This is a genomic window from Arminella tubonensis (assembly GCF_003240585.1).
Lineage (GTDB): Bacteria > Pseudomonadota > Alphaproteobacteria > Rhizobiales > Rhizobiaceae > Rhizobium > Rhizobium tubonense.
Window position 1 is genome coordinate 482,656 of the sequence record NZ_PCDP01000001.1, and the last position, 19,495, is coordinate 502,150.

The following is a 19,495-nucleotide window of genomic DNA, read 5'->3' on the forward strand; positions in this document are numbered from 1 at the left end:
TCTGGTTGCCTTTTGTAGCAGCTTTATAGGCAACCATTTGGTTCCCTGTCAAGTCACAAGTTCGCCGGATGCGGAGCTAGGGTCAGGTGAACTCCGGCCGATAGCCGTCGGCGCCCCAATGCTGCGTGGACACGTGGGCAGCCTTGCGGGGTGGAGAATAATGGCGGGCGAGCGACAACAGGGCGGTGCGCAGCATGAGCTTGGCAGAGCGGGCGGGCCACTGGCGCTCGCGCTCCACCATCTCCAGGCCCTTCATGAAGCAGCACACGTCTAGCGCCACGCCTGAGAGCTCCGGACCCATCGCCTCGATGGCGCGATTGACGGCAAGGCGTGCGGCGACCGCGCTGTCGGTCATATCGGCCATCCCGCCGCGCCCGCCCTTGCTGCCACTGGAAAGATGCGGCTCCCAGGAAGCGGTGACGCGGGGCTGCAGCTGGCCACGATTGAAATCGGCGGCGAGACGATCGCCGGCGGCAACGGCATCGACCGGGAGAAAGGGGCTGCCGTCCCTGTCCTTCAGGCGCGACAGCGGACCGAGCGGCGATTCGGACTGGTTGAGGCGGACCGCGTGCCGCACACCCGCGATCTCCGCGGTGCCGGAGACGATATCGGCGTGCTGGGCCAGAAACGTCTCTTCGGCTTCGGCGGCGACGCGCCGAAGAAAGGAGCGGGCAGCCGACCCAAGCGACAGCCGAGCCCGATCCCGGACAACGAGACCGGCGGAAACGGCACGCTCGATGGTCCGCAGCGTCGATATCAGGACCGAGCCATCAGTTGTCTCGACGTCGGCGTTGACGCCATCGTCGCGGGCGGTCATCACCGCCTCGCCGCGCCCGAGCAGCCGCAGCAACCGGACAAGAGCCTTCTTTTCACCTGCCGAGACGATATCATTCATGACCTGGTATCCCCGAAGCTGAAAAGGCTGACGTGACGATGCGCTCGACCGCGCCGACGAAATCGTCGAAGGCCGGGTCGTCGCGCCGGTCCTCGACCACGTGGCACGCATGTCCGACCGTGGTTCTGTCGCGCCCGAAGGCGAGGCCGATCTCGTGCAGGGGGATCCGCAGCGCGACATGGCAGATGTACATGGCAATCTGCCTGACATGGCAGAGCGTCCGGCGACGATCGCGGCGAAGCTGTACGCGGGACCCGACCACGCCGAATATCTCTGATGTCATCTGGCCGACGATGCGGCAGACGGTGCGTAGCGGCAGCGATGACGGCTGTAGTCCAACCGCACCGCTTTGCTCCGCGGCTGTCTCTGGCGATAAAGGACGAGAGGGCAAGCCGGCAAAGCCGACGTCTGCAAAAGGATTTTTGTCGCAAGGCATATGATCGCTCCTATATAATAGGAATTAATTCATACACCCTAGAGCAAGCATGGGGACGAATGGAATATCTAGTCCGCAATCTGACGTTGTTTTCGCTTCCTTAATTGGCCTTCCATTTGATTTTTATGGGATTATTTTCCTCTTCTGGTTAACGTCCGAGTTGCGAAATGCCGTAGGCAACAAAAAAACCGGGCGCTATGGCCCGGCTTTCTATCACGAAGTCGATGGAGCAATTACTTGCCGCGCTTGCGACGTTGACCCAGACCCATTTCCTTGGCGAGACGCGAACGCGCTTCCGCGTAGGCCGGCGCGACCATTGGGTAGTCGGCTGGCAGGTCCCACTTTTCGCGGTATTCTTCAGGCGAAAGCGTGTGGTGTGTCATAAGATGGCGCTTCAAGGATTTGAAGCTGCCGCCGCATTCCAGGCAGGTGATCTGGTCGTCCTGAACGGACTTGCGAACAGAAACCGCAGGTTTCTGCTTCTCGACCACGGTGACGGCCGGGGTCGGCGTCGACGTGTTGCTCAATGCCGAATGGACATCTGAAATCAAATTCGCGAGGTCGCTGACCGGAACAACATGATTGCTCACATAGGCGGCAACGATGTCAGCCGTGAGTTCAACCAGTAAATCCGACCCGCTGCCAAGAGCCATGTCTGTCATTGTGTTCTCCTGTTCATAGGCTTGCCTAGACAGCCCGCCTTTCAAACGGTCTGCCTATATTCGTCGCAGTTGTCGGTATAAGAGGGAGGCGTTCACCGCCATGTTGTGTACAACACGAAGTCCACCCCTAGACTTCGAGCGGCGAAACCTGCTCTTGTACCGTTTGATGGGCGAATCAGCAGAAGCGGCCATTTTGGACGCCATCTGACAACCTTAAGAAAGTTTGCTCTGCTTTTGCTTGAAGAAAAACCAAAGCATCGCGCGCTTAAAATTCGGTTGAGACTAACTCAAACATCAAAACACTACTTGAATCTGGATTATCATTCTTTCGGAGAAAGTCCAGTTATTATTTCTGCCATTTCTTGGCAAAACCCCCACATATTCAGGGAAAGTAATTAAGTTTCAAATTTTGTATTCATTTTGCAAGCAACATTGACACGAGCTGAATACTCGTTTCTATCGCGCGCACCGCTATTTTCTCTTTAGATCGTCGCGAACTGACGACGGGGACAGGGAATAGCCTGCCTTATGGGCGGATTTTGCCAAAAGATGGGCTGAAATCGGCGCCGTCAGAATGAAAAATGTGAAACCCGCCAGGGCACGCATGAGGGTCGAAAAATCCTGTGCATGAATTCCGACCGCGAGCAGCAACAGGCCCGACCCGACCGTTCCCGCCTTCGAGGCAGCGTGCATCCGGCTATAGATATCCGGCAGGCGGATGATTCCCACCGAGGCGACCAGGCAGAAAAGCGATCCGCCCAGCAGCAGCACGGTAACAGCCACGGCAAGAATAATATCCATCACTTCTTTCCTTTCTTCTGCCTGCTTGCCTTGCGCGACTTGCCTTTCGCGCCGGACTTGCGGAGGGACGCAACATCGGGCACCTGGACCGGCTGCGCGCTCCCCTCGCCTTCATGCGTCAGAATGAAACGAGCAAAGGCCACGGTCGCAAGAAAGCCGACGAGGCCGAGCGAAATGGCAATATCGATATAGAGCGTGAACCCGGTCTCGACGGCCATCACGGCGATGAAGCCGATGGCGATGGCGACCAGCATGTCGAGTGCCAGCACCCGATCGGGCAGCGTCGGGCCGACGACGACGCGGTAAACCGTCAAGAGGAAAGCAAGCCCGAGGATCGATAGCGACACGGTCGCGGCAAGGGCGACGATGGCAGGTGCTGCGCTCATCGGAAGGCCTCCAGGATGCGACGCTCGAAGCCTGCGGCGATGGCGCGCTTGGTCGCCTCAGGATCGGAGCAGTCGAGCGCGTGGACATAGAGGAACCTGCGGTCATCGGAGACGTCGACGGAGAGCGTACCCGGCGTCAGGGTGATCAGGTTGGCAAGCAGCGTGATCTCGAAATCCCGTTTGACGGTCAGCGGGAAGGCAAAGATGCCGGGCTTGACTGCCATGCGCGGGCTCATGACGGTGACAGCGACTGTCCATGCGGATTTGGCGAGCTCGCTCAAGAAAACGAAGAACAGGGCCGCTATGCGGTATGCGCGGCTGAGATAGACGATGCCGGCATAGGGTTCCCTGACAATCCCGAGTGCCGCGGCTGCCAGGATGAAACCGAAGACCAGATTGAGGAACGAGGCGCTGCCTGACACGGCGACCCAGACGATGGCGAGCAACAGGTTGAAGACAAACAGGATCACGGCGTGCCCCCCGGAAAGACCGAATGCAGATAGGCTGTCGGGTCCAGGAGGCCTGCGGCGGCAAGCTGCGTCAAACGCAGCAGCTGCCCGGGGAACACCCCGAAGCCGATGACCAGCGCGGTCAGCAGCACCAGCGGCAGGCTCGCCTGCCAGGTTATTTCCGGCATGGGGACCCTGACCTTCCTAATCCCCGTTTGGGTCATGCCGACCGGCGCGCTTGCCGGCCGCCAATAGGCAAAGAGCAAGACGCGGCCGAAGGCGATCGTCATCAGGAAGCCGGTGAAGAGGATGACGCCGGCCAGCCACCAGACGCCGCTGTCGAGCGCTGCCTTCACCAGGATCACCTTCGGCCAGAAGCCCGAGAACGGCGGCAGGCCGGAGGCGGCAAACATGAGGACGAGCGACAGGCAGGCGAACCGGTAGTTCTGCCGCCAGAGGCCGGAGAGGTCCGCGAGCGAGAAGCTGCCTCGGAGCCGCGCCGCCTGCCCCGCCATCATGTAGAGCGCCGTCATCAGCACGATGGAATGCAGTGCATAGAAGATCGCGCCGGCAAGACCGTCGGCGCTGCCGAGCGCCACGCCTGCCAGCATGTTGCCGATGCCGGCGATGACGATATAGCCGAGGAGCCGCCTGAGATCGCTCTGTGCCAGTGCCCCGAGCGCTCCAGCAATCATCGTTGCCGCCCCGACAAGACCGATCAGCAGGCTGAGATTGCCGCGCTCGACGGGCAACAGCATCACCATCACACGGACCAGCGCATAGACGCCGACCTTGGTCAGCAGGCCGGCAAACAGCGCAGATACGACGATGCGCGGTGTGTGATAGGAGGCCGGCAGCCAGAAATTCACCGGAAAGGCGGCGGCCTTCATGCCGAAGGCGAGCAGGAAGAGGCAAGCCAATGTCATCAGCGGCGCCGTGCCGCGCGCCGTCTTCGCCTTGGCGGCAATATCGGCCATGTTGAGCGTTCCGAAGATCGCGTAGAGATAGCCGATCGAGACGAGGAAGAGCGTGGTGGCGATGAGGTTCAGCACCGCATATTTCAATGCGCCGTCGATCTGCTCGCGCTCCGAGCCGAGGATCAGCAGGCCGAAAGACGCGATCAGCAGCACTTCGAACCAGACATAGAGATTGAAGATGTCGCCCGTCAGGAAGGCGCCGGTGACGCCTGCCATCAGCAGCATCAGAAACGGGAAGAAGCCGTAACGCCTGCCGCCCGTGGAGATATCGGCGAGCGCATAGAGGCTGCCGGCGAAGGCAACGATCGCCGCGGCCAGCGCCATCAATGCGCCAAGGAGGTCGACGGTGAAGGCGATGCCGAAAGGCGGCAGCCAGCGCCCCATCACCATGGTGACCGGCCCTTCGACGGAGACCCGATGCAACAGCGCGGCGTCGACCGCCACCAGGGCCGCAAGGCCTGGAACGGCGACATAGCCCTGCAATGCGACGCGGTCGCGCAGCATGAGGAGAACGGCCCCAAGCACGAGGCAGAGCGCCACCGGCAGGATGACCAGCCAATGGCCGACCGGCACGGGCGCTGTGACCATGGCGACGGAGAGATCGGCGATTTTATCGGTGGGGATGCTCATGGGGTGGGGCCACCCGACGTGCTCCCACCTCCCCCTTGATGGGGGAGGTCGCAGCGGAGCTGCGGGTGGAGGTGACCCTTGGATGTCACAACAATCACCCCACCCCGGCACTGCGTGCCGACCCTCCCCCTCAAGGGGAGGGTGAATGCCGGTGATCTGGCGAAACCTGTGCCCAGCATCTCTAATACCCCGCCGGCGGCAGGGGCCGGTCCCTGGGTTCGGCGAAACGCATCTCGTCGGTATTGTCGGTTTCGAGGTCCTGATAGGCGCGATAGGTCAGCACTAGCAGGAAGGTGAGGAAGGAGAACGAGATGACGATCGCGGTCAGGATCAGGGCCTGCGGCAGCGGGTTGGCGGCGCCGGCCGGCAGGGTGTCCAATCCGTCGGGAATGATCGGCGGTACTTCGCGGGTGACGCGGCCGGCGGTGAACAGCAGGAGGTTGACGGCATTGCCGAGGATGGCGATGCCGAGCATGATGCGAATGGTGATCCGCGACAGCATCAGGTAGATGGCGGCGGCAAAGAACAGCCCGACGAGGATCGCAAAGACCGGTTCCATCAATCCACCTCCCCCTCTTCGAGCGCCAGCGCAATCGAGGTGATGGCGCCGGCGACGACCAGATAAACGCCGGTATCGAACAGCATGACGCTCGACAGCGGCACCTCGACGCCGAAAATATGCGGATAGACCCATAATCCGGTCATGAAGGGCACGGCGAAGACGACCGACAGCAGGCCCGCCAAAGTCGCCGCCAAAAGGCCGAAGCCGGCAATCGCCAGCGGGTGGAAAAGGATGGCGCGGCGAACCGCCTGCACGCCGCAGGCAATGCCGTAGATCGCCAGCGCCGAGGCCGCAATCAGCCCGCCGATGAACCCGCCGCCCGGCTGGTTGTGGCCACGCAGCAGCACGAAGATCGAGAAGAGCAGCATGAGGGCCGTCAGGAAGGGAGCGACGGTGCGGAAGATCAGGGTGTTCATGGGGTGCGTGCTCCCGCGACTCTGTTGGCGGAGAGCTGTGTACCAAAACACCCCCTCATCCGCCCTTCGGGCACCTTCTCCCCGAGGGGAGAAGGGGAAAGAGGCACCTCCCGCTTGCTCCCCCTTCTCCCCCACGGGGAGAAGATGCCCGGCAGGGCAGATGAGGGGGTGCCTCGGCATATGCGAGGTAGCAGCAGATCGCGATCCATCACCCCCTCTCCTCCGCCCGGTCCGGATCATTGTCCACGAGCTTGCGCGCCCCGCCGGCGCGGACGCGGATGAGTGCGAGGATGGCAAGGCCGGTGACGGTGACGACGGCGACTTCGCCAAGCGTGTCGGTGCCGCGGAAATCGACGATGATGACGTTGACGACGTTCTGGCCGTGGGCGATCAGCCTTGAATAGTGGTTGAAGAAATCCGACAGCCTGCCGTCGAAGGGCGCTTGCGTCGCCTTCAGCAGCAATAGCGTGAAACCGAGGCCGCAGGCGATCGCGATTGCGCCGTCGGCCAGCATCTGCGCCGGTGGGCGGCGATCGGCGGGAGAGAGCTGCAGGCGGGTCATGACCAGCGTCAGGATGACGACGGAGAGCGTTTCCACCATGAACTGGGTGAAGGAGAGATCAGGCGCGCCGAACAACAGGAAAATCAGCGCCAGGGCAAAGCCCTGAATGCCGAGCGAGACGATCGCCGTCAGCCGGTCCCTGGTGGCGATGACGGCGCCGAGCCCGATGACCGCGATGAGGAAGACTGCAGCCTCATGCCAGAGGACGTGACCTGGCCAGGCCGGTAGCGCAGGGTATTCGCCATAGACCGCAGGCGGGACGAGCAGGATGGCGGCGAGGCAGAGGAAGGTTGCCGTGACGTAGGTCTCGAGCCTGCCCGGCTGCAGGATGCGCGTGACGAGGCTGGACATGCGCACGAGGCCGGTCACGAAGCCATCGAAGCCGCGATCCGGGCCAGGGCCGAGCCTCGGGAGCAAGGCGGAAGCGAGGTCGCGAGCGCGATCCAGCTGCCAATACACGATGACGCCGAGGACGATCGTCAGCGCGGACAAGGCGAGCGGCACGCCCGGATGCGGCACGAGCGAGATCGACACCGCTGCTGCCTCGCCCTTCACGGCGCTTGCCATTGGCGAGGAGATAAAACTGTGCGTCAGGCCGGAGAACAGGGCGGCGGCAAGGCCCAGTATCGACAGCGTCACCGGCCCCAGCCAGAGCAGTGCCGGCGCCTCATGGGGGTGCTTCGGCGTCTCCACCTTTTGGCCGACGAACGGCTTCAGACCAACAGCAAAGGCGATGGCGAACATCAGCGCATTGCCGATGACGGCGACCGAGGTGAAAACGATCGACCTGACGTTACCGTGGGCAAGGGCGGTGTAGATCTCCTCCTTGGCAAGGAAGCCGAAAAACGGCGGCAGGCCGCCCATCGAGATCGCCGCCCCGAGCGCTGCGGCGAAGGTCAGCGGCATGGCGGCCCCGAGGCCGCCCAGCCCCGTGCTGTCGCGGGTTCCTGTCTCATGGTCGATGATGCCGGCGATCATGAACAGCGCGCCCTTGAAGAGCGAATGGGCCACGAGATAGAGCACCGCCGCCTCGATGGCATAGTCCGCGCCGAAGCCGGTCAGCATGACCAGAAGGCCGAGCGAGGAAACTGTCGTGTAGGCGAGCTTCAGCTTCAGGTCCGTCTGGCGGATCGCGAGCACCGTCCCGACAATGAGCGTCGCGCCGCCGAAGACCGGCAAGATAGTCTCCCACGCCGGGGTTCCGCCCATGATGGGGTTCAGCCGCAGCAGCAGGTAGACGCCGGCCTTCACCATGGTCGCGGAGTGCAGGTAGGCCGAGACCGGCGTCGGCGCCTCCATGGCGTTCGGCAGCCAGAAATGGAACGGAAATTGCGCCGACTTGGTGAAGGCGCCGCCGAGGACGAGGATCAGCGCCGCAAGGTAGAACGGGCTGGCGCGCATGAGGTCGCCTGAGGCCAGAAGCGCTGACAGCTGGTTGATGCCGGTGGCATGCCAGACGAGCAGCAAACCGGCCAGCAGCAGGAGCCCGCCGCCGCCGGTGACCACCAGCGCCTGAAGAGCCGCCCGGCGCGCCGCCTCGCGTTCATGATCGAAGCCGATCAGCAGGAAGGAGGTGATCGACGTCAGCTCCCAGAAGACGAACAACGTCAGGAAACTGTCGGAGACGACAAGGCCGAGCATCGATCCCATGAACAGGAAGATGAAGGAGAAGAAGCGGCCCTGATCCGGATGGCCCTTCAGGTATCCCCCGGAATAAAGGACGATCAGCGTACCGATGCCGGTGATCAGCAGTGCGAAGGTCAGCGACAGCCCGTCGAGATACCAGGAAAAGCGGAGATCGAGCCCCGGTACCCAGTCATATCCGCCCGAGACGGTCTGGCCGGCGGCGATGCGCGGCAGGAGCAGGATGAAATGCAGGAAGGCGATCCCGGGCGCGAGCGCCAGCGGCCAGGCGGCGTTGTGGGCCAGGATACGGGTGAGGATCGGTGCAGCGAGCGCCCCGACAAAGGGCAGACATAAGACCAGGAATGTCAGGCCCGTGATGCCGGCCATGTCGTCTCCCTGTTGCGCGTCGCCATCGGGCGATCGACGAAAATCCGGTCATGCCGAAGCGTTATCCCCCGGAGTAAGGCAAAGAAAAGCATGCCTCAAGAGCCGAGGTATAAAAAGCGAGGTATAACCATGGCTGCGACCGACGGTATTGCCTATTGCCCCGCGCCGCCACATTGTTTTGGCTGGGCTTGCTCACTATCTTTGCGGCTGAGGAAAGGATCACGCTCATGACCACGACAACGATCAAGCCGAAAATCGAGAAGACCGATGCCGAGTGGAAAGAACAGCTGACGCCGGAACAATACCGTGTCACCCGCCAGCACGGCACGGAGCGCGCCTTCACGGGTCCCTATTGGGATCAGTTCGAAAAGGGCCTCTACAGCTGCGTCTGCTGCGACGCGCCGCTGTTCCGCTCCGACACGAAATTCGACGCCGGCTGCGGCTGGCCGAGCTATTACGAGGCCGTCTCGCCAGACTCCGTCCGCGAGATCAAGGACACCTCCTACGGAATGGTCCGCACCGAGATCCGCTGCGGAAACTGCGACGCCCATCTCGGCCACGTCTTCCCTGACGGCCCACCACCAACGGGCCTGCGCTACTGCATCAACGGCCATTCGATGGTGTTTGAGGCTGGGAAATAGGCATACACCCTCCCCTTGATGGGGAGGGTCGGCACAAAGTGCCGGGGTGGGGTGATCCCTTGCGACATCCAACAATCACCCCCACCCGCGCGTTCCGCGCGACCTCCCCCATCAAGGGGGAGGTGAAGAGCCAAACCCCTTCTCCCCGCGCGCGGGGAGAAGGTGGACGAAAGCGGCGAAGCAAAGCGAGCAGTGATCGGCCGGATGAGGGGCTCACCCTCCCCTTGACGGGGAGGGTCGGCACGTCCTTCGACAAGCTCAGGATGCCGGGGTAGGGTGATCTCTGTGACATCCAACAATCACCCCCACCCGCGCGTTCCGCGCGACCTCCCCCATCGAGGGGGAGGTGGATCGGCTGGCAACGGTGCAAATTCACAGATCAGGCACCAGCGAGGAATGCCGATCGTCCAGCAACGCCTCCGTCGCAAGGCGGCCGAGCAGTGGTGCCAGGATTACGCCGGGATGGCCGACCGCCACATACACTCCCTCGACCTGCGGCAGAAAGCCGAGCCTTGGAAATCCGTCGGCGAAAAACGGCCGATAGCCGACCACGCCCTTGCGAAACGCTATCTCTCCGGGAACTGCCAGGGATCTCCCGATCGCTTCCAGAAACCGATGGCCGATAGCCATGGCGGCATCATCCTCCGCACCCTCGACATAGCTCGTAGCGACGATCAGCGAATGATCATTCGCCTGCCGGATTTCCAGCTCCGAACCGCAGAGGATGCGCGTGATGAACGGCTGTTCCACCTGATAGCGCAAAAGCACGCATGGCGAACTCTCGACGCCGATATTCGCGCCGAGCGCTGAAGTGAGCGTATCGACCGCAGTTCCCGCAGCAATGACAACGGCGTCGGCATCGATGATGTCGCCGGCCGTGCGAACGCCGGTGGCTCTTCCATTCAATGTCTCGACCGAGGTGACCTTGATGCCGAAATTCGCGGTGGCGCCGGCTGAGACCGCGGCGCGAACGAGCGCTCTCGACAGGTCACCGGGATCGATCGCGATATCGTCGGGCGAGAAAGCGGCGCAGTCGGGAACGTCGCGCAGCGAGGGCTCCATCAGAGCAATGGCCGCTGCATCGACCAGTTCGATCGGGGCACCCCAGGCTTGATGTTCGCGAGCACGGGCCTCGGTCATTGCCGGCGTCTTTTCCCAGACGATCGAGCCACACCGCACGCCTTCGAAAGCCTCAGGGAATTCCGTCTCAAGACGACGGAAATCCTCGATGGCTTGCAGGCGGAGGCGATAGCTGGCCGGATTGGCGGTGGAGGAGCCGTTGACGAGATTGATCCAGCCGAAGGCGTGGCCGGTCACCCCGCAGCCGGGAGCCTGTCTCTCGTCGAGCAGTTGGACCTCGGCGCCTCGGCGCGCCAGGTGATAGGCGATGGAGGCTCCGACGACGCCAGATCCGACGACAATGATTTTCTTCCTGGAAATGGTGGCGTTTCCACGGCTTGGATGGAAGGTGTTTGTCTACAATTTCATTGCGTTACTATTGCCTGCACGTGACAGGCCGATGACCGCCTGCAGTAACGCGCCAACATCCGCACCCGCCGACTATTTCCCTGAAGCCGGCTCTATCCGGAGCTCCATGCAGGTCAGGTCCAGCCAGCGGCCGAACTTGATGCCGACCTCGGAGAACGTGCCGGCGATGCGGAAGCCGAGTTTTTCGTGGAGGCGGATCGAGGCTGCGTTTTCCGCTTCGATGCCGGCGATCATGACGTGGATATCAGCTTTCGATGCGCGCAGGATCAATTCGCGCATCAGGCCCTCGCCGATGCCGAGACCGCGGCAATCCTTGTCGACGTAAACAGAATGCTCGACCGTGTGGCGGTAGCCGTCGAAGGCGCGCCAGTCGCCGTAGGAGGCATAGCCTGCGACCTTTCCGTCCTTTTCCGCGATCACAACGGGGAAGCCCCTCGCCTTTCGCGCCCTCAGCCACTCGAGGCGGTTTGCAACATCGACCAGCGTCTCGTTCCAGATCGCGGTGGTGTGCTCGACGGCGTGATTGTAGATGTCGCGAACCTCGGCCATGTCGGCTTCCGTGGCGTCGCGCAGGGTCACAGCTTCATCCATCCGATATTGTCCGCCCAATGATACGTGGGGGCGGGATACTCCGCGTTTCCGCGGAGGGCAAGATGACTTATTCTTTCTGAAGGCAATGAAACGGTAACAAATCCCAGCTATCAGCATCATTGCTAAATCGGTGCGAGATTTTCGCTTAAAAATGCGATAGTGCTAGCCTGACCCTCCCTTCCGGAATTCGCATGCTCCCGCGTCCTGTTGCAATCCCGATTGTTTCAGCCCTGCTTGTTTCAGCCGGGCCGGTATCGGCATCGGATTGGTGGCCCTATGACAATGCCCGTTTCGGCTATGAGATCGAACTGCCGGCGGAGTTCGGGCTCGCGGCTCGTCCCGACAACAATGACGGACTGACGCTTGCACCTCCCGACAAATCTGCGCGGCTACTGGTGTTCGGGACGCATATGTTCGACGGGAACTTCGCGACAGAGGCGAAGATCCGCATGTCGCTTGCCAAGGGCGACGGCTGGCAGATTTCCTATTCGAAAACGACATCGCGCGGCATGAGCTTTTCCGGCATCCGGCAGGACCGCATCGTCTATGTCCGCGGCGTGGCGCTCTGCAACGGCGGCGCCGCCTTCTTCCAGATGGACTATCCGAAAGCGGCGATGCAGCGCTACGACGCGGTCGTCATGCGGCTCGTGCGCAGCCTGCATCCGACCGAGAAATGCACCAGCAGCACGCAGCTGACTAAAGGCTTCCCGGCGACAGGCTGAAACAAGTCAAAACCGCCGAGTAATGCACAGCAGCGGCAGCCACGACGAAGCCGTGCCAGATGGCATTCTGGAACCGCAGCTTTTCCCAGACGTGGAAGATGACGCCGAGGGAATAGATCACGCCGCCGATGACGATCAGCAGCATCGAGGCAAAGGGAATGCGGGCGGCGACCGGCTCGGCGACCAGCACGCCGCTCCAGCCCATGGCGAGATAGAGCAGGATCGCCAGCTTGTCATAGCGGCCGGGAAAGAAGCACTTGAGCCCGATGCCCATGGCCGCGAACAGCCACATGGCGATCAGCATGGCAAAGAGCAGCGGATCATCGGAGCCCCGTTGCAGGAAGGGCGTATAGGTGGCCGCGATCAGCACGAAGATTGCCGAGTGATCGAAACGCCGCAATATCCACTTCGTCCGCGAGACCGGCCAGATATTATAGGAAAATGACATGGCCAGCGTCAGGACGAGACCGACGCCATAGATCCACGCAGCGGCGATCTCGCCGTAGGAGCTCCAGACCGTCGCATAGAAAATCAACACGGTCGCCCCGATCAGGGCAAAGACCACGCCGACGCCATTGACGATACCATCGACGATGATCTCGTACCGATCATAAGCCCAGCGAACGCCGTTGAACTCCTTCATGCAGGGCCATCCATCTCGTCGATCATCCCCAATGGTCGCACCTCTCCCGGACGGAGGCAACCTGCGTGGCATCAGCGAGAGGTAAATCTTCGTGAACGAGCGCGCCGAACGAGCCGACACACTCTTAGCAAGGCCACTTGCGTGATATCACATATGATATTATCCTCTTTTCCATGATCGTTGCGGACGCCAACGTTATCCTGAGAGGAATTAGGTCCCGGGAGGGTGCTTCCGGATTCATTCTTAGAGAAATGCTTCTCGGCTCGATCCCGTTTGCGCTCTCTCCAGCGGTCGTTCTGGAATATGAGGATGTCCTGAAGCGTCCTGGGCTTTTGGGCACGCCGCCGACCGCGTCGACAGAGCAGATAGACGTCATCCTGGATGCGTTGTGCGCAGCAGCGAACATAGTCTCGCCCTGGTATCGTTATCGGCCGTTTCTGGATGATCCGAAGGACGACCTTCTTATCGAATGCGCACTGGCAGCAGGAGCCAGATTGATCGTGACGGATGACAGGCATTTTCGCCACCCCGCAGTTGCGCGGTTCGGTCTTGTGGCGATCTCTGCGCAGGAGTTTGTCGTTCATCACCGGAATAAGAGGAAATCGACATGAGCCAATATCCCTTAAGAGTACCCGATTACCTTATGGAACAAGCCAGGGCCGCGGCTGCGGAAGAGAATGTGTCGATCAACCAGATGTTCCTGTCCTTTATCGCGGAGGGCATGGGGCATCGCCGTGCATTGAAAATGGTGCGGGAGCGCGCGGCGCGCGGCGACCCGGAGGCGGCGCTCGCCATCCTCGACAGCCTGCCGAGCCAGCCTCCGGAGGCCGGCGACGAGCTACCGAAGGACGAAGGTTGAGCGCGCAGACGCAGGCTGCGTGACCTCACCGGCGTTCGATGAGGACGGAGCATTTGGCGTGGCGGACGACGCGGTCGGCGGTGGCGCCGAAGAAGTAGTTCGATATGTTGGGCACATGGGATGCGACGATGATCAGATCGGCCTGGTGCTCTTCCGCCGCGGCGAGGATGCATGAGGCGGGAGGGCCCGTGCGGATGTCGACGAAGGCGGTCAGCTTCATCATCCGGCAGACGCCGACCAGCTTTTCCTCGGCGCTCCTGATCGCCTCGGTGACGAGATCCTGCGGCAGGTCGATGACGATATAGTTCGGCACGTCCTCGACAACATTGAGAACGATGATCTCGCCGCCCTGGTCGGCAAGGGCCGCTGCACGCTGCAGAATGCGCTCCGCCTTGGCGAAGGAACTCATGTCCACGGTCACGATGATCTTCTTGTACATGCCCCACCCCAAGCGTTGCGGCCGCCTTTGCGACCTGTTGTCGTCATGCCGACCGAATTATACCCTGAATGCAATCCCTGTATCTGAACAAGATCAAATCTTCCTGCGGAGATTGTCAACACAGGGTGCACGCTTCATCGCCAAAAACTGGGCTTCTGTGAACAATCCAAATCCGCCATATAGAGGCCAAGTACGGTGGCGGGGAAGATCGAGGCATCTGCATTGGCGCAGGTTTTTCACTCCACCATTGGCGACGCTGTCGTCGCCGTTTGCCCGATATCGAGAAGCAGGAGCTCCAAGCATGACTGAAACCACGCCTTCCTATGCCTTGACCCGCCCTGCCTATATCGGCCACTCGCACCTGATCGTCACCGATCTGCCGCTGGTTTCAAGCTTCTATCAAAAGACGATGGGCCTTGCGGTCGTGGAGAAGACGGCGAGCGGCGAAATACTCGGCGTCGGCGGCGTGCCGCTTTTGACACTGACGACTGACAAAAACGCCCGGCGTGCGCCACAGACGGCGGCCGGCCTGTTCCACACGGCGTTCCTTATGCCGAACCGCCCCGAGCTTGCCCGCTGGCTGCGGCACGCCGCCACCAACAATGTCGCACTTGACGGCGCTTCGGATCATCTGGTCAGCGAGGCAATCTATCTGTCGGACCCGGAAGGCAACGGCATCGAAATCTATGCCGACCGGCCGCACGAGCAGTGGAAATTCCACGAGGACGGCACCGTCGACATGGCAACGCTGCGGCTGGATCTGCAGGCGCTCTACGAAAGCGCGCCTCTGGATCCCTGGGAGGGCATGGTCGAGGGATCGGCGATCGGCCATCTGCATCTTCAGGTCGGCGATATTCCGCAGGCAAACGCCTTCTACCGGGACGTGCTGGGGATGAAGCTGATGGCGGCGCGCTATCCGGGCGCGAGCTTCTTTGCGACGGGCGACTATCACCATCACCTCGGCGCCAACATCTGGAACAGCCGCGGTGCCGGCGCCCGCGCGGAGAACATGACCGGGCTTTCGGATTATACCTTGCGCTTCAACGACAAGGGCGCGCTCGACAAGGCTGTCGCCAAGCTCGACGAGCTGGAAATCAAAAGCGAAAGGCGCGACGGCGGCGTTTCGCTCCGGGATCCCTGGGGCATCGGCCTGAACCTCACCGCCTGACGACGGCACCCAGAAAAGCCTTTCTTTCTCTACCAAAGCCTCGCCCTGGAACCAGGGCGGGGCTTTTCGCGTTAGAGTGGCGATGGGATGGGACTTCTGGGGATCTAAAACAATATGGGCATTGCCAACGGCATCCGCAAACAGGCGCGCAAGGTCGCGATCGAACGTGAAATGCGTTTAAGCAGCTGGGCCAATTCGCTCAAGACGGCCACCGAGCAAATGGAGAGCAGCACCCCGCTCCGCCGGGTTGAAAAGGATGGGCTCGACATCGCTTCGGCCTGGGCGCTGATCGGCATCTTCCTGATGCTGGCCTTCACCGGCGTGTATGTGCTGTCCACGGTTCTCATCCCCGTGACGCTTGCCGTCGTCGTCGGCATGATCCTCGGGCTTGTGGCGGAGAAGCTGAGTAAGCTCGGCGTCCCGCGCATCCTCAACGCCGTCCTGCTTTCGACCTCGGTCGCATTGATCATTTTCATCATGGTCAATTCGCTGGCCGGACCGCTGTCGAGCCTGGCGCAGGAAGGGCCCGCCGTCGTCCAGCGGACGATCGATCGGCTGATGCCGTTCATGCAGCGGATCAAGTGGCTGCACATCACGCCGCAGACATTCCAGAGCGGTCCGATGTCGATCGGCGTGCTTCTGGACAATACGGGAAGCATCCTGCACGTCGTCACCGCCAATCTCACGCCGGCAGTGGTCCAGGGCCTGGTGTTCTTCGCGGCGCTTCTGCTTTTCCTTGCCGGCCGCGTTCATCTGCGCAAGACGATCATCATGGCATTCTCCGGCCGCTCCGAGCGTCTGGCCGCAATCCGCATCATCAACGCGGTCGAGCAGGTCCTCGGCTACTATTTCGCGACCGCCTCGCTCATTTATGCCGGCCTCGGCGTGATCATGACCATCATCGCCTATTTCGGCGGACTGAGCGTGCCTGCGCTCTGGGGCGTCTTTGCTTTCCTCTCCAGCTTCGTGCCGTTCCTCGGCATCACCCTCATGACCTTTTCCGTCGCGATCGCCGGCATCCTGACGCATGACAGTTTCCTGATCGGCATAGCCCCCGCTGCCATCTTCTTCTGCTTCCACGCGACGATGGAAAACCTGATCTTTCCTGCCGTCATGGGCCGACAGCTGGAGCTCAATCCCTTCGTCGTCTTCATCGCCATCATTTTCTGGACCTGGATGTGGGGTCCGGTCGGCGCCATGCTGGCGCTGCCGCTGTCGCTGATCGTCATGACCGTCATCAACGAGTTGTTCGTCGAGGAGAAACTACAGCCGCAGCTGCCGAAGTAATTCCGGCGGCCCTCATACCGTTAAGCGCAGGAGCTTCAGACTAGAATGCCGACCGACCTTCCGCTTCAAGACACAGATCAGGGCGAGCTGGTCAGCGGCCGCTCCCCCTGGGGACGCACGGCGCTGCATCCATGGTATAACCCGCTGCACGAGAGCGCTTCCTTCGATGTCGCCATCGTCGGCGGCGGCATTACCGGCTCGCTGGTGGCCGAACATCTGACAGCACGCGGGCTCTCGGTCTGCGTCCTCGACAGCGAGAAACCGGGTCTCGGCAGCACCTCGGCCAGCACGGCGATGCTCCAGTGGGAGATAGACACGCAACTCTCCGAGCTTTCGCTTTATTACGGCTTCGACAAGGCAGCGGCGATCTATCGCCGCAGTCTCGTCGCCGTTTCCGGTCTCGCCAAGCTGATCCAGCGTCACGACATCCATTGCGGCCTGCGCCCGCGCTCCACGCTGTATCTGACCAGCAATGCCGGCGGCGCGAGAGAGCTACAGAGGGAAATGGCCTTTCGGGATCGTGCGGGGCTGCCTGGAGAATTCCTCTCGCATCCCTACCTCATGACCGAATTCGAGATCGAGCGCGACGGCGGCATCCTTTCGTCCGGGGCAGCCGAGGCCGATCCGCTGCTTTTGAGCTGGGGGCTGCTGGCGGTCGCGGTCAAGCGCGGGGCCTATCTGACCAACGCGTCGGCAACGCAGCTGCATGCGGAAGGCGCGCGGGTCGTCATCGAGACCGACACCCGCCACGTCATCGAGGCGAAGCACGTGGTGCTTGCGACCGGATACAGCATGCCTGGGCTTCCCATGCCGAAGCTGCATCACGCCACATCGAGCTGGGCGCTGGCAACCGTGCCGCAGGACCCGGCGACCCTGTGGCGCGACCGGGTGCTGATGTGGGAAGACAGCCGTCCCTATCTCTACATGCGAACCTCCACCGACAACCGCATCATCGTCGGCGGAGAGGACGACGACACGACCGATGCCGGGGTCCGCGATGGCAAGATGCCGGAAAAGATCGAGACATTGCGCCACAAGCTGCAACTGTTGTGGCCACAGGCCGATACCACTGTCGATTATCGCTGGTGCGGCACCTTCGGAGAAACCGCGGATGGATTGCCGCTGATCGGCCCGGTGCCCGATATGCCGCGCGTGCTCGCCGCCTATGGCTACGGCGGCAACGGCATCACGTTTTCATTCATGGCGGCGCTGATGATCGGCGCGATGATTTCCGACACGCGACGGGACTGGTTCGACGATTTCGCGCTAGACCGCGAGACGCCGGCATTCAAGACCTTCAGCGCCGGCAGCGACTGCCATGCGAGCGGCGCAAGCTTCTAAGCTCGGGCCGAAACGGAAAAGACGAGACTATTCGGTGGTGTCGTCGTCACCGCGCTCGGCGAAATCCTGGAGACGGACGAACTGGACGCCTTTCGCCTTCAGCTCGAGGATGCCCTTGGCCACCCCCTCGCCCGATGAGTGCGTCGGCTGGTTTATGTGCGAGATCAACACGTCGCCGTCCTTGGCCGACAGGTAATTCTTCTCGACGATCTTTGCCGGCAACGAAGCGCCGCTGTCGCCGTTCACCGAATAGCCGGCGACGCGATAGCCCATACCCCGGATCTGGGCGATGGCGGACGGGCTATATTTCGCCGTCGCGCCGCGAAACCATTGCGGCTGCGGAATGCCGTGCGCGACCATCGCATCGGCGCCGCCCTTGACTTCCTGCTCCACTGCCGCGGGCGAGCCCGCCGCCGGGATGCCATAGACGAGGGTCGGCTTGTCGACGGCCGGGATATGGTTGAGCCCGTGATCCTCGAGCTCGAACAGATCGGGATGGGCGAGCATGACCGCCAGCGCTTCCGGATTGGTCCTCAGCCAACGGGCGGTGACGAAGATCGTCGCCGGGACCTGCTGTTCGACAAGCGTATTCAGGATGCGCGTATCGGTCTTGCCCATGCAGGCATCGAAAGTCAGAGCCACCCTCGGCGCGCCCTTGCCGGCCCGCGTGACATGCAGATGCGGCTCGACCAGCCTGACATGGGCGGGGGGCGACGCTCGCGCAATGGCTGTTGGTGCCACGGGTGCGGTCTGTGCGAAGGCGCCCGGCATGGCGGCAATCAGGATGGCCGGGACAAGAAAAATACGCATCATCGGACTGGTACCGTTCATATTGAGTTTCGACGACGACCTAGAACAAATCCGCTTTCGCGGCAATCGATCCCCAACCCGCCTTTTAGCTGGCGACAAACCGAGGCGCCGTTTGGCGTCATCCTCGGCCCTGTGCCGAGGATCTGCTGAGGTCGACAAGATCACACCGTTGCAGATGCTCGGGACAGGCCCGAGCATGACGACGGAGGGCTGGCAGCTTTTCCCAGCAGTCGCCCAAGACACTATGTCAGCCGATCAATCATACAGATAGTGCGGTCCCCAATCTTCGCGGGGTACCTTACTGCCGATTTCGTAGCTTAGCGAGCGGACGTTGATGTGCTGGGGGCCGGTTTCGCAATCGTAGGTCAGGTGGTACCAGTCGCCCTTGCTGCGGAAGACCGCGCCTGGGGCCTTGACGGTATTTTCGCCCATGTCGGGATCCTTGAACGTGTAGGCGATGACCTTGTCGGGCTTGTAGCCATCCTTCTGTTCGCCGATGCGCTTCATCGCTTCGGTATCGCAACTCTGCTCCATGCGCTCGGATGGATCGAGCTTCTCCAACTGCTTCTTGATTGCCGGATCGACGGCAAAGGACGACGTCGCAAGGCAGAGGGCGGGGAGAAGAACGGCGGCGAATTTCAGCATGAAAAGCTAGTCCCTTTCAGTCATTTCAGCTCCGAGGCGGCACGAGGACGCAATGAATTTCGCCACGCGCCA

23 protein-coding genes are annotated in these 19,495 nt (G+C 61.8%); 7 read left to right on the top strand and 16 right to left on the bottom strand.

Annotated features, from left to right (window positions below; translation table 11 throughout):
- Window positions 1-82: 82 nt before the first annotated feature.
- The 10 genes from CPY51_RS02475 to CPY51_RS02520 all read right to left on the bottom strand — a co-directional run bounded on the left by CPY51_RS02475 (window position 83) and on the right by CPY51_RS02520 (window position 8,789).
- A complete protein-coding gene (locus tag CPY51_RS02475) occupies window positions 83-895 on the bottom strand; it encodes a DUF6456 domain-containing protein (RefSeq protein WP_111158443.1) in 813 nt (270 codons plus the stop codon).
- Entirely contained in the window at window positions 888-1,331 is a 444-nt protein-coding gene (locus CPY51_RS02480; RefSeq protein ID WP_338049388.1) for a helix-turn-helix domain-containing protein, read from the bottom strand. Before CPY51_RS02480 ends, CPY51_RS02475 begins: the two co-directional genes overlap by 8 nt.
- Window positions 1,332-1,564: 233 nt before the next feature.
- Entirely contained in the window at window positions 1,565-1,993 is a 429-nt protein-coding gene (locus CPY51_RS02485; RefSeq protein WP_111158444.1) for a Ros/MucR family transcriptional regulator, read from the bottom strand.
- A 471-nt stretch (window positions 1,994-2,464) separates the two neighbouring features.
- The gene (gene mnhG / locus CPY51_RS02490) at window positions 2,465-2,794 is read right to left on the bottom strand and encodes a monovalent cation/H(+) antiporter subunit G (RefSeq protein WP_111158445.1); all 330 of its coding nucleotides are present in this window, start codon (window positions 2,792-2,794) and stop codon (window positions 2,465-2,467) included.
- Window positions 2,794-3,180, bottom strand: a complete 387-nt coding sequence (locus CPY51_RS02495; protein WP_111158446.1) for a cation:proton antiporter — start codon at window positions 3,178-3,180, stop codon at window positions 2,794-2,796. Before CPY51_RS02495 ends, mnhG begins: the two co-directional genes overlap by 1 nt.
- Window positions 3,177-3,650 (bottom strand): Na+/H+ antiporter subunit E, encoded by a 474-nt coding sequence (locus CPY51_RS02500; RefSeq protein ID WP_111158447.1) that lies wholly within the window; start codon window positions 3,648-3,650, stop codon window positions 3,177-3,179. The genes CPY51_RS02495 and CPY51_RS02500 overlap by 4 nt, the downstream gene beginning before the upstream one ends.
- The gene (locus CPY51_RS02505; protein ID WP_111158448.1) at window positions 3,647-5,236 is read right to left on the bottom strand and encodes a Na+/H+ antiporter subunit D; all 1,590 of its coding nucleotides are present in this window, start codon (window positions 5,234-5,236) and stop codon (window positions 3,647-3,649) included. Before CPY51_RS02505 ends, CPY51_RS02500 begins: the two co-directional genes overlap by 4 nt.
- A gap of 181 nt (window positions 5,237-5,417) precedes the next feature.
- Window positions 5,418-5,795, bottom strand: a complete 378-nt coding sequence (locus CPY51_RS02510; RefSeq protein WP_111158449.1) for a Na+/H+ antiporter subunit C — start codon at window positions 5,793-5,795, stop codon at window positions 5,418-5,420.
- Window positions 5,795-6,214: a Na(+)/H(+) antiporter subunit B gene (locus tag CPY51_RS02515; protein ID WP_111158450.1), complete on the bottom strand. Its 420-nt coding sequence runs from the start codon at window positions 6,212-6,214 to the stop codon at window positions 5,795-5,797. Before CPY51_RS02515 ends, CPY51_RS02510 begins: the two co-directional genes overlap by 1 nt.
- 208 nt (window positions 6,215-6,422) lie before the next feature.
- Window positions 6,423-8,789 (bottom strand): putative monovalent cation/H+ antiporter subunit A, encoded by a 2,367-nt coding sequence (locus tag CPY51_RS02520; RefSeq protein WP_111158451.1) that lies wholly within the window; start codon window positions 8,787-8,789, stop codon window positions 6,423-6,425.
- A 227-nt stretch (window positions 8,790-9,016) separates the two neighbouring features.
- Here CPY51_RS02520 and msrB point away from each other — a divergent pair, with 227 nt between their 5' ends.
- Window positions 9,017-9,430: a peptide-methionine (R)-S-oxide reductase MsrB gene (msrB, locus tag CPY51_RS02525; protein WP_111158452.1), complete on the top strand. Its 414-nt coding sequence runs from the start codon at window positions 9,017-9,019 to the stop codon at window positions 9,428-9,430.
- Between the two features lie 372 nt (window positions 9,431-9,802).
- On the opposite strand, the gene CPY51_RS02530 is transcribed toward msrB, so the two are convergent.
- Both CPY51_RS02530 and CPY51_RS02535 read right to left on the bottom strand, forming a co-directional pair.
- Complete coding sequence (locus CPY51_RS02530) at window positions 9,803-10,870, bottom strand: NAD(P)/FAD-dependent oxidoreductase (protein ID WP_111158453.1); 1,068 nt, start codon at window positions 10,868-10,870, stop codon at window positions 9,803-9,805.
- A 120-nt stretch (window positions 10,871-10,990) separates the two neighbouring features.
- Complete coding sequence (locus CPY51_RS02535) at window positions 10,991-11,509, bottom strand: GNAT family N-acetyltransferase (protein WP_111158454.1); 519 nt, start codon at window positions 11,507-11,509, stop codon at window positions 10,991-10,993.
- 191 nt (window positions 11,510-11,700) lie between these two features.
- Between CPY51_RS02535 and CPY51_RS02540 the strand changes: the two genes are divergently transcribed.
- On the top strand, window positions 11,701-12,231 hold the full coding sequence (locus CPY51_RS02540) for a hypothetical protein (RefSeq protein WP_244598391.1): 531 nt from the start codon (window positions 11,701-11,703) through the stop codon (window positions 12,229-12,231).
- On the opposite strand, the gene trhA is transcribed toward CPY51_RS02540, so the two are convergent.
- The gene (gene trhA, locus CPY51_RS02545) at window positions 12,206-12,874 is read right to left on the bottom strand and encodes a PAQR family membrane homeostasis protein TrhA (RefSeq protein WP_111158455.1); all 669 of its coding nucleotides are present in this window, start codon (window positions 12,872-12,874) and stop codon (window positions 12,206-12,208) included. The genes CPY51_RS02540 and trhA overlap by 26 nt on opposite strands.
- 137 nt (window positions 12,875-13,011) lie before the next feature.
- Between trhA and CPY51_RS02550 the strand changes: the two genes are divergently transcribed.
- Together CPY51_RS02550 and CPY51_RS02555 are read left to right on the top strand one after the other, a co-directional pair.
- Window positions 13,012-13,485 (top strand): PIN domain-containing protein, encoded by a 474-nt coding sequence (locus tag CPY51_RS02550; RefSeq protein ID WP_244598392.1) that lies wholly within the window; start codon window positions 13,012-13,014, stop codon window positions 13,483-13,485.
- The gene (locus CPY51_RS02555; RefSeq protein WP_111158457.1) at window positions 13,482-13,733 is read left to right on the top strand and encodes a hypothetical protein; all 252 of its coding nucleotides are present in this window, start codon (window positions 13,482-13,484) and stop codon (window positions 13,731-13,733) included. The genes CPY51_RS02550 and CPY51_RS02555 overlap by 4 nt, the downstream gene beginning before the upstream one ends.
- A gap of 25 nt (window positions 13,734-13,758) precedes the next feature.
- Here the strand turns inward: CPY51_RS02555 and CPY51_RS02560 are convergent, their stop codons facing one another.
- Window positions 13,759-14,172: a universal stress protein gene (locus CPY51_RS02560; RefSeq protein ID WP_111158458.1), complete on the bottom strand. Its 414-nt coding sequence runs from the start codon at window positions 14,170-14,172 to the stop codon at window positions 13,759-13,761.
- 301 nt (window positions 14,173-14,473) lie between these two features.
- On the opposite strand from CPY51_RS02560, the gene CPY51_RS02565 reads away from it, so the two are divergent.
- The 3 genes from CPY51_RS02565 to CPY51_RS02575 all read left to right on the top strand — a co-directional run bounded on the left by CPY51_RS02565 (window position 14,474) and on the right by CPY51_RS02575 (window position 17,968).
- Window positions 14,474-15,340, top strand: a complete 867-nt coding sequence (locus tag CPY51_RS02565) for a VOC family protein (protein WP_111158459.1) — start codon at window positions 14,474-14,476, stop codon at window positions 15,338-15,340.
- A 114-nt stretch (window positions 15,341-15,454) separates the two neighbouring features.
- On the top strand, window positions 15,455-16,627 hold the full coding sequence (locus tag CPY51_RS02570; protein WP_111158460.1) for an AI-2E family transporter: 1,173 nt from the start codon (window positions 15,455-15,457) through the stop codon (window positions 16,625-16,627).
- Between the two features lie 45 nt (window positions 16,628-16,672).
- On the top strand, window positions 16,673-17,968 hold the full coding sequence (locus tag CPY51_RS02575; protein ID WP_111158461.1) for an NAD(P)/FAD-dependent oxidoreductase: 1,296 nt from the start codon (window positions 16,673-16,675) through the stop codon (window positions 17,966-17,968).
- A gap of 27 nt (window positions 17,969-17,995) precedes the next feature.
- Here CPY51_RS02575 and CPY51_RS02580 read toward each other — a convergent pair whose 3' ends face one another.
- Entirely contained in the window at window positions 17,996-18,781 is a 786-nt protein-coding gene (locus CPY51_RS02580) for a polysaccharide deacetylase family protein (protein WP_111158646.1), read from the bottom strand.
- A 252-nt stretch (window positions 18,782-19,033) separates the two neighbouring features.
- Entirely contained in the window at window positions 19,034-19,423 is a 390-nt protein-coding gene (locus CPY51_RS02585; RefSeq protein ID WP_111158462.1) for a DUF930 domain-containing protein, read from the bottom strand.
- Window positions 19,424-19,495: the final 72 nt, after the last annotated feature.

Excerpts from the sequence above, each read along its gene's own strand:
- CPY51_RS02585 (WP_111158462.1), bottom strand. The coding sequence starts at position 19,423 with ATGCTGAAATTCGCCGCCGTTCTTCTCCCCGCCCTCTGCCTTGCGACG.
- CPY51_RS02520 (WP_111158451.1), bottom strand. The coding sequence starts at position 8,789 with ATGGCCGGCATCACGGGCCTGACATTCCTGGTCTTATGTCTGCCCTTT.
- CPY51_RS02560 (WP_111158458.1), bottom strand. The coding sequence starts at position 14,172 with ATGTACAAGAAGATCATCGTGACCGTGGACATGAGTTCCTTCGCCAAG.
- CPY51_RS02575 (WP_111158461.1), top strand. The coding sequence starts at position 16,673 with ATGCCGACCGACCTTCCGCTTCAAGACACAGATCAGGGCGAGCTGGTC.
- CPY51_RS02480 (WP_338049388.1), bottom strand. The coding sequence starts at position 1,331 with ATGCCTTGCGACAAAAATCCTTTTGCAGACGTCGGCTTTGCCGGCTTG.
- CPY51_RS02475 (WP_111158443.1), bottom strand. The coding sequence starts at position 895 with ATGAATGATATCGTCTCGGCAGGTGAAAAGAAGGCTCTTGTCCGGTTG.
- mnhG (WP_111158445.1), bottom strand. The coding sequence starts at position 2,794 with ATGGATATTATTCTTGCCGTGGCTGTTACCGTGCTGCTGCTGGGCGGA.
- CPY51_RS02495 (WP_111158446.1), bottom strand. The coding sequence starts at position 3,180 with ATGAGCGCAGCACCTGCCATCGTCGCCCTTGCCGCGACCGTGTCGCTA.
- trhA (WP_111158455.1), bottom strand. The coding sequence starts at position 12,874 with ATGAAGGAGTTCAACGGCGTTCGCTGGGCTTATGATCGGTACGAGATC.
- CPY51_RS02555 (WP_111158457.1), top strand. The coding sequence starts at position 13,482 with ATGAGCCAATATCCCTTAAGAGTACCCGATTACCTTATGGAACAAGCC.
- CPY51_RS02535 (WP_111158454.1), bottom strand. The coding sequence starts at position 11,509 with ATGGATGAAGCTGTGACCCTGCGCGACGCCACGGAAGCCGACATGGCC.
- CPY51_RS02580 (WP_111158646.1), bottom strand. The coding sequence starts at position 18,781 with ATGATGCGTATTTTTCTTGTCCCGGCCATCCTGATTGCCGCCATGCCG.
- CPY51_RS02565 (WP_111158459.1), top strand. The coding sequence starts at position 14,474 with ATGACTGAAACCACGCCTTCCTATGCCTTGACCCGCCCTGCCTATATC.
- msrB (WP_111158452.1), top strand. The coding sequence starts at position 9,017 with ATGACCACGACAACGATCAAGCCGAAAATCGAGAAGACCGATGCCGAG.
- CPY51_RS02510 (WP_111158449.1), bottom strand. The coding sequence starts at position 5,795 with ATGGAACCGGTCTTTGCGATCCTCGTCGGGCTGTTCTTTGCCGCCGCC.
- CPY51_RS02570 (WP_111158460.1), top strand. The coding sequence starts at position 15,455 with ATGGGCATTGCCAACGGCATCCGCAAACAGGCGCGCAAGGTCGCGATC.
- CPY51_RS02485 (WP_111158444.1), bottom strand. The coding sequence starts at position 1,993 with ATGACAGACATGGCTCTTGGCAGCGGGTCGGATTTACTGGTTGAACTC.
- CPY51_RS02515 (WP_111158450.1), bottom strand. The coding sequence starts at position 6,214 with ATGAACACCCTGATCTTCCGCACCGTCGCTCCCTTCCTGACGGCCCTC.
- CPY51_RS02505 (WP_111158448.1), bottom strand. The coding sequence starts at position 5,236 with ATGAGCATCCCCACCGATAAAATCGCCGATCTCTCCGTCGCCATGGTC.
- CPY51_RS02540 (WP_244598391.1), top strand. The coding sequence starts at position 11,701 with ATGCTCCCGCGTCCTGTTGCAATCCCGATTGTTTCAGCCCTGCTTGTT.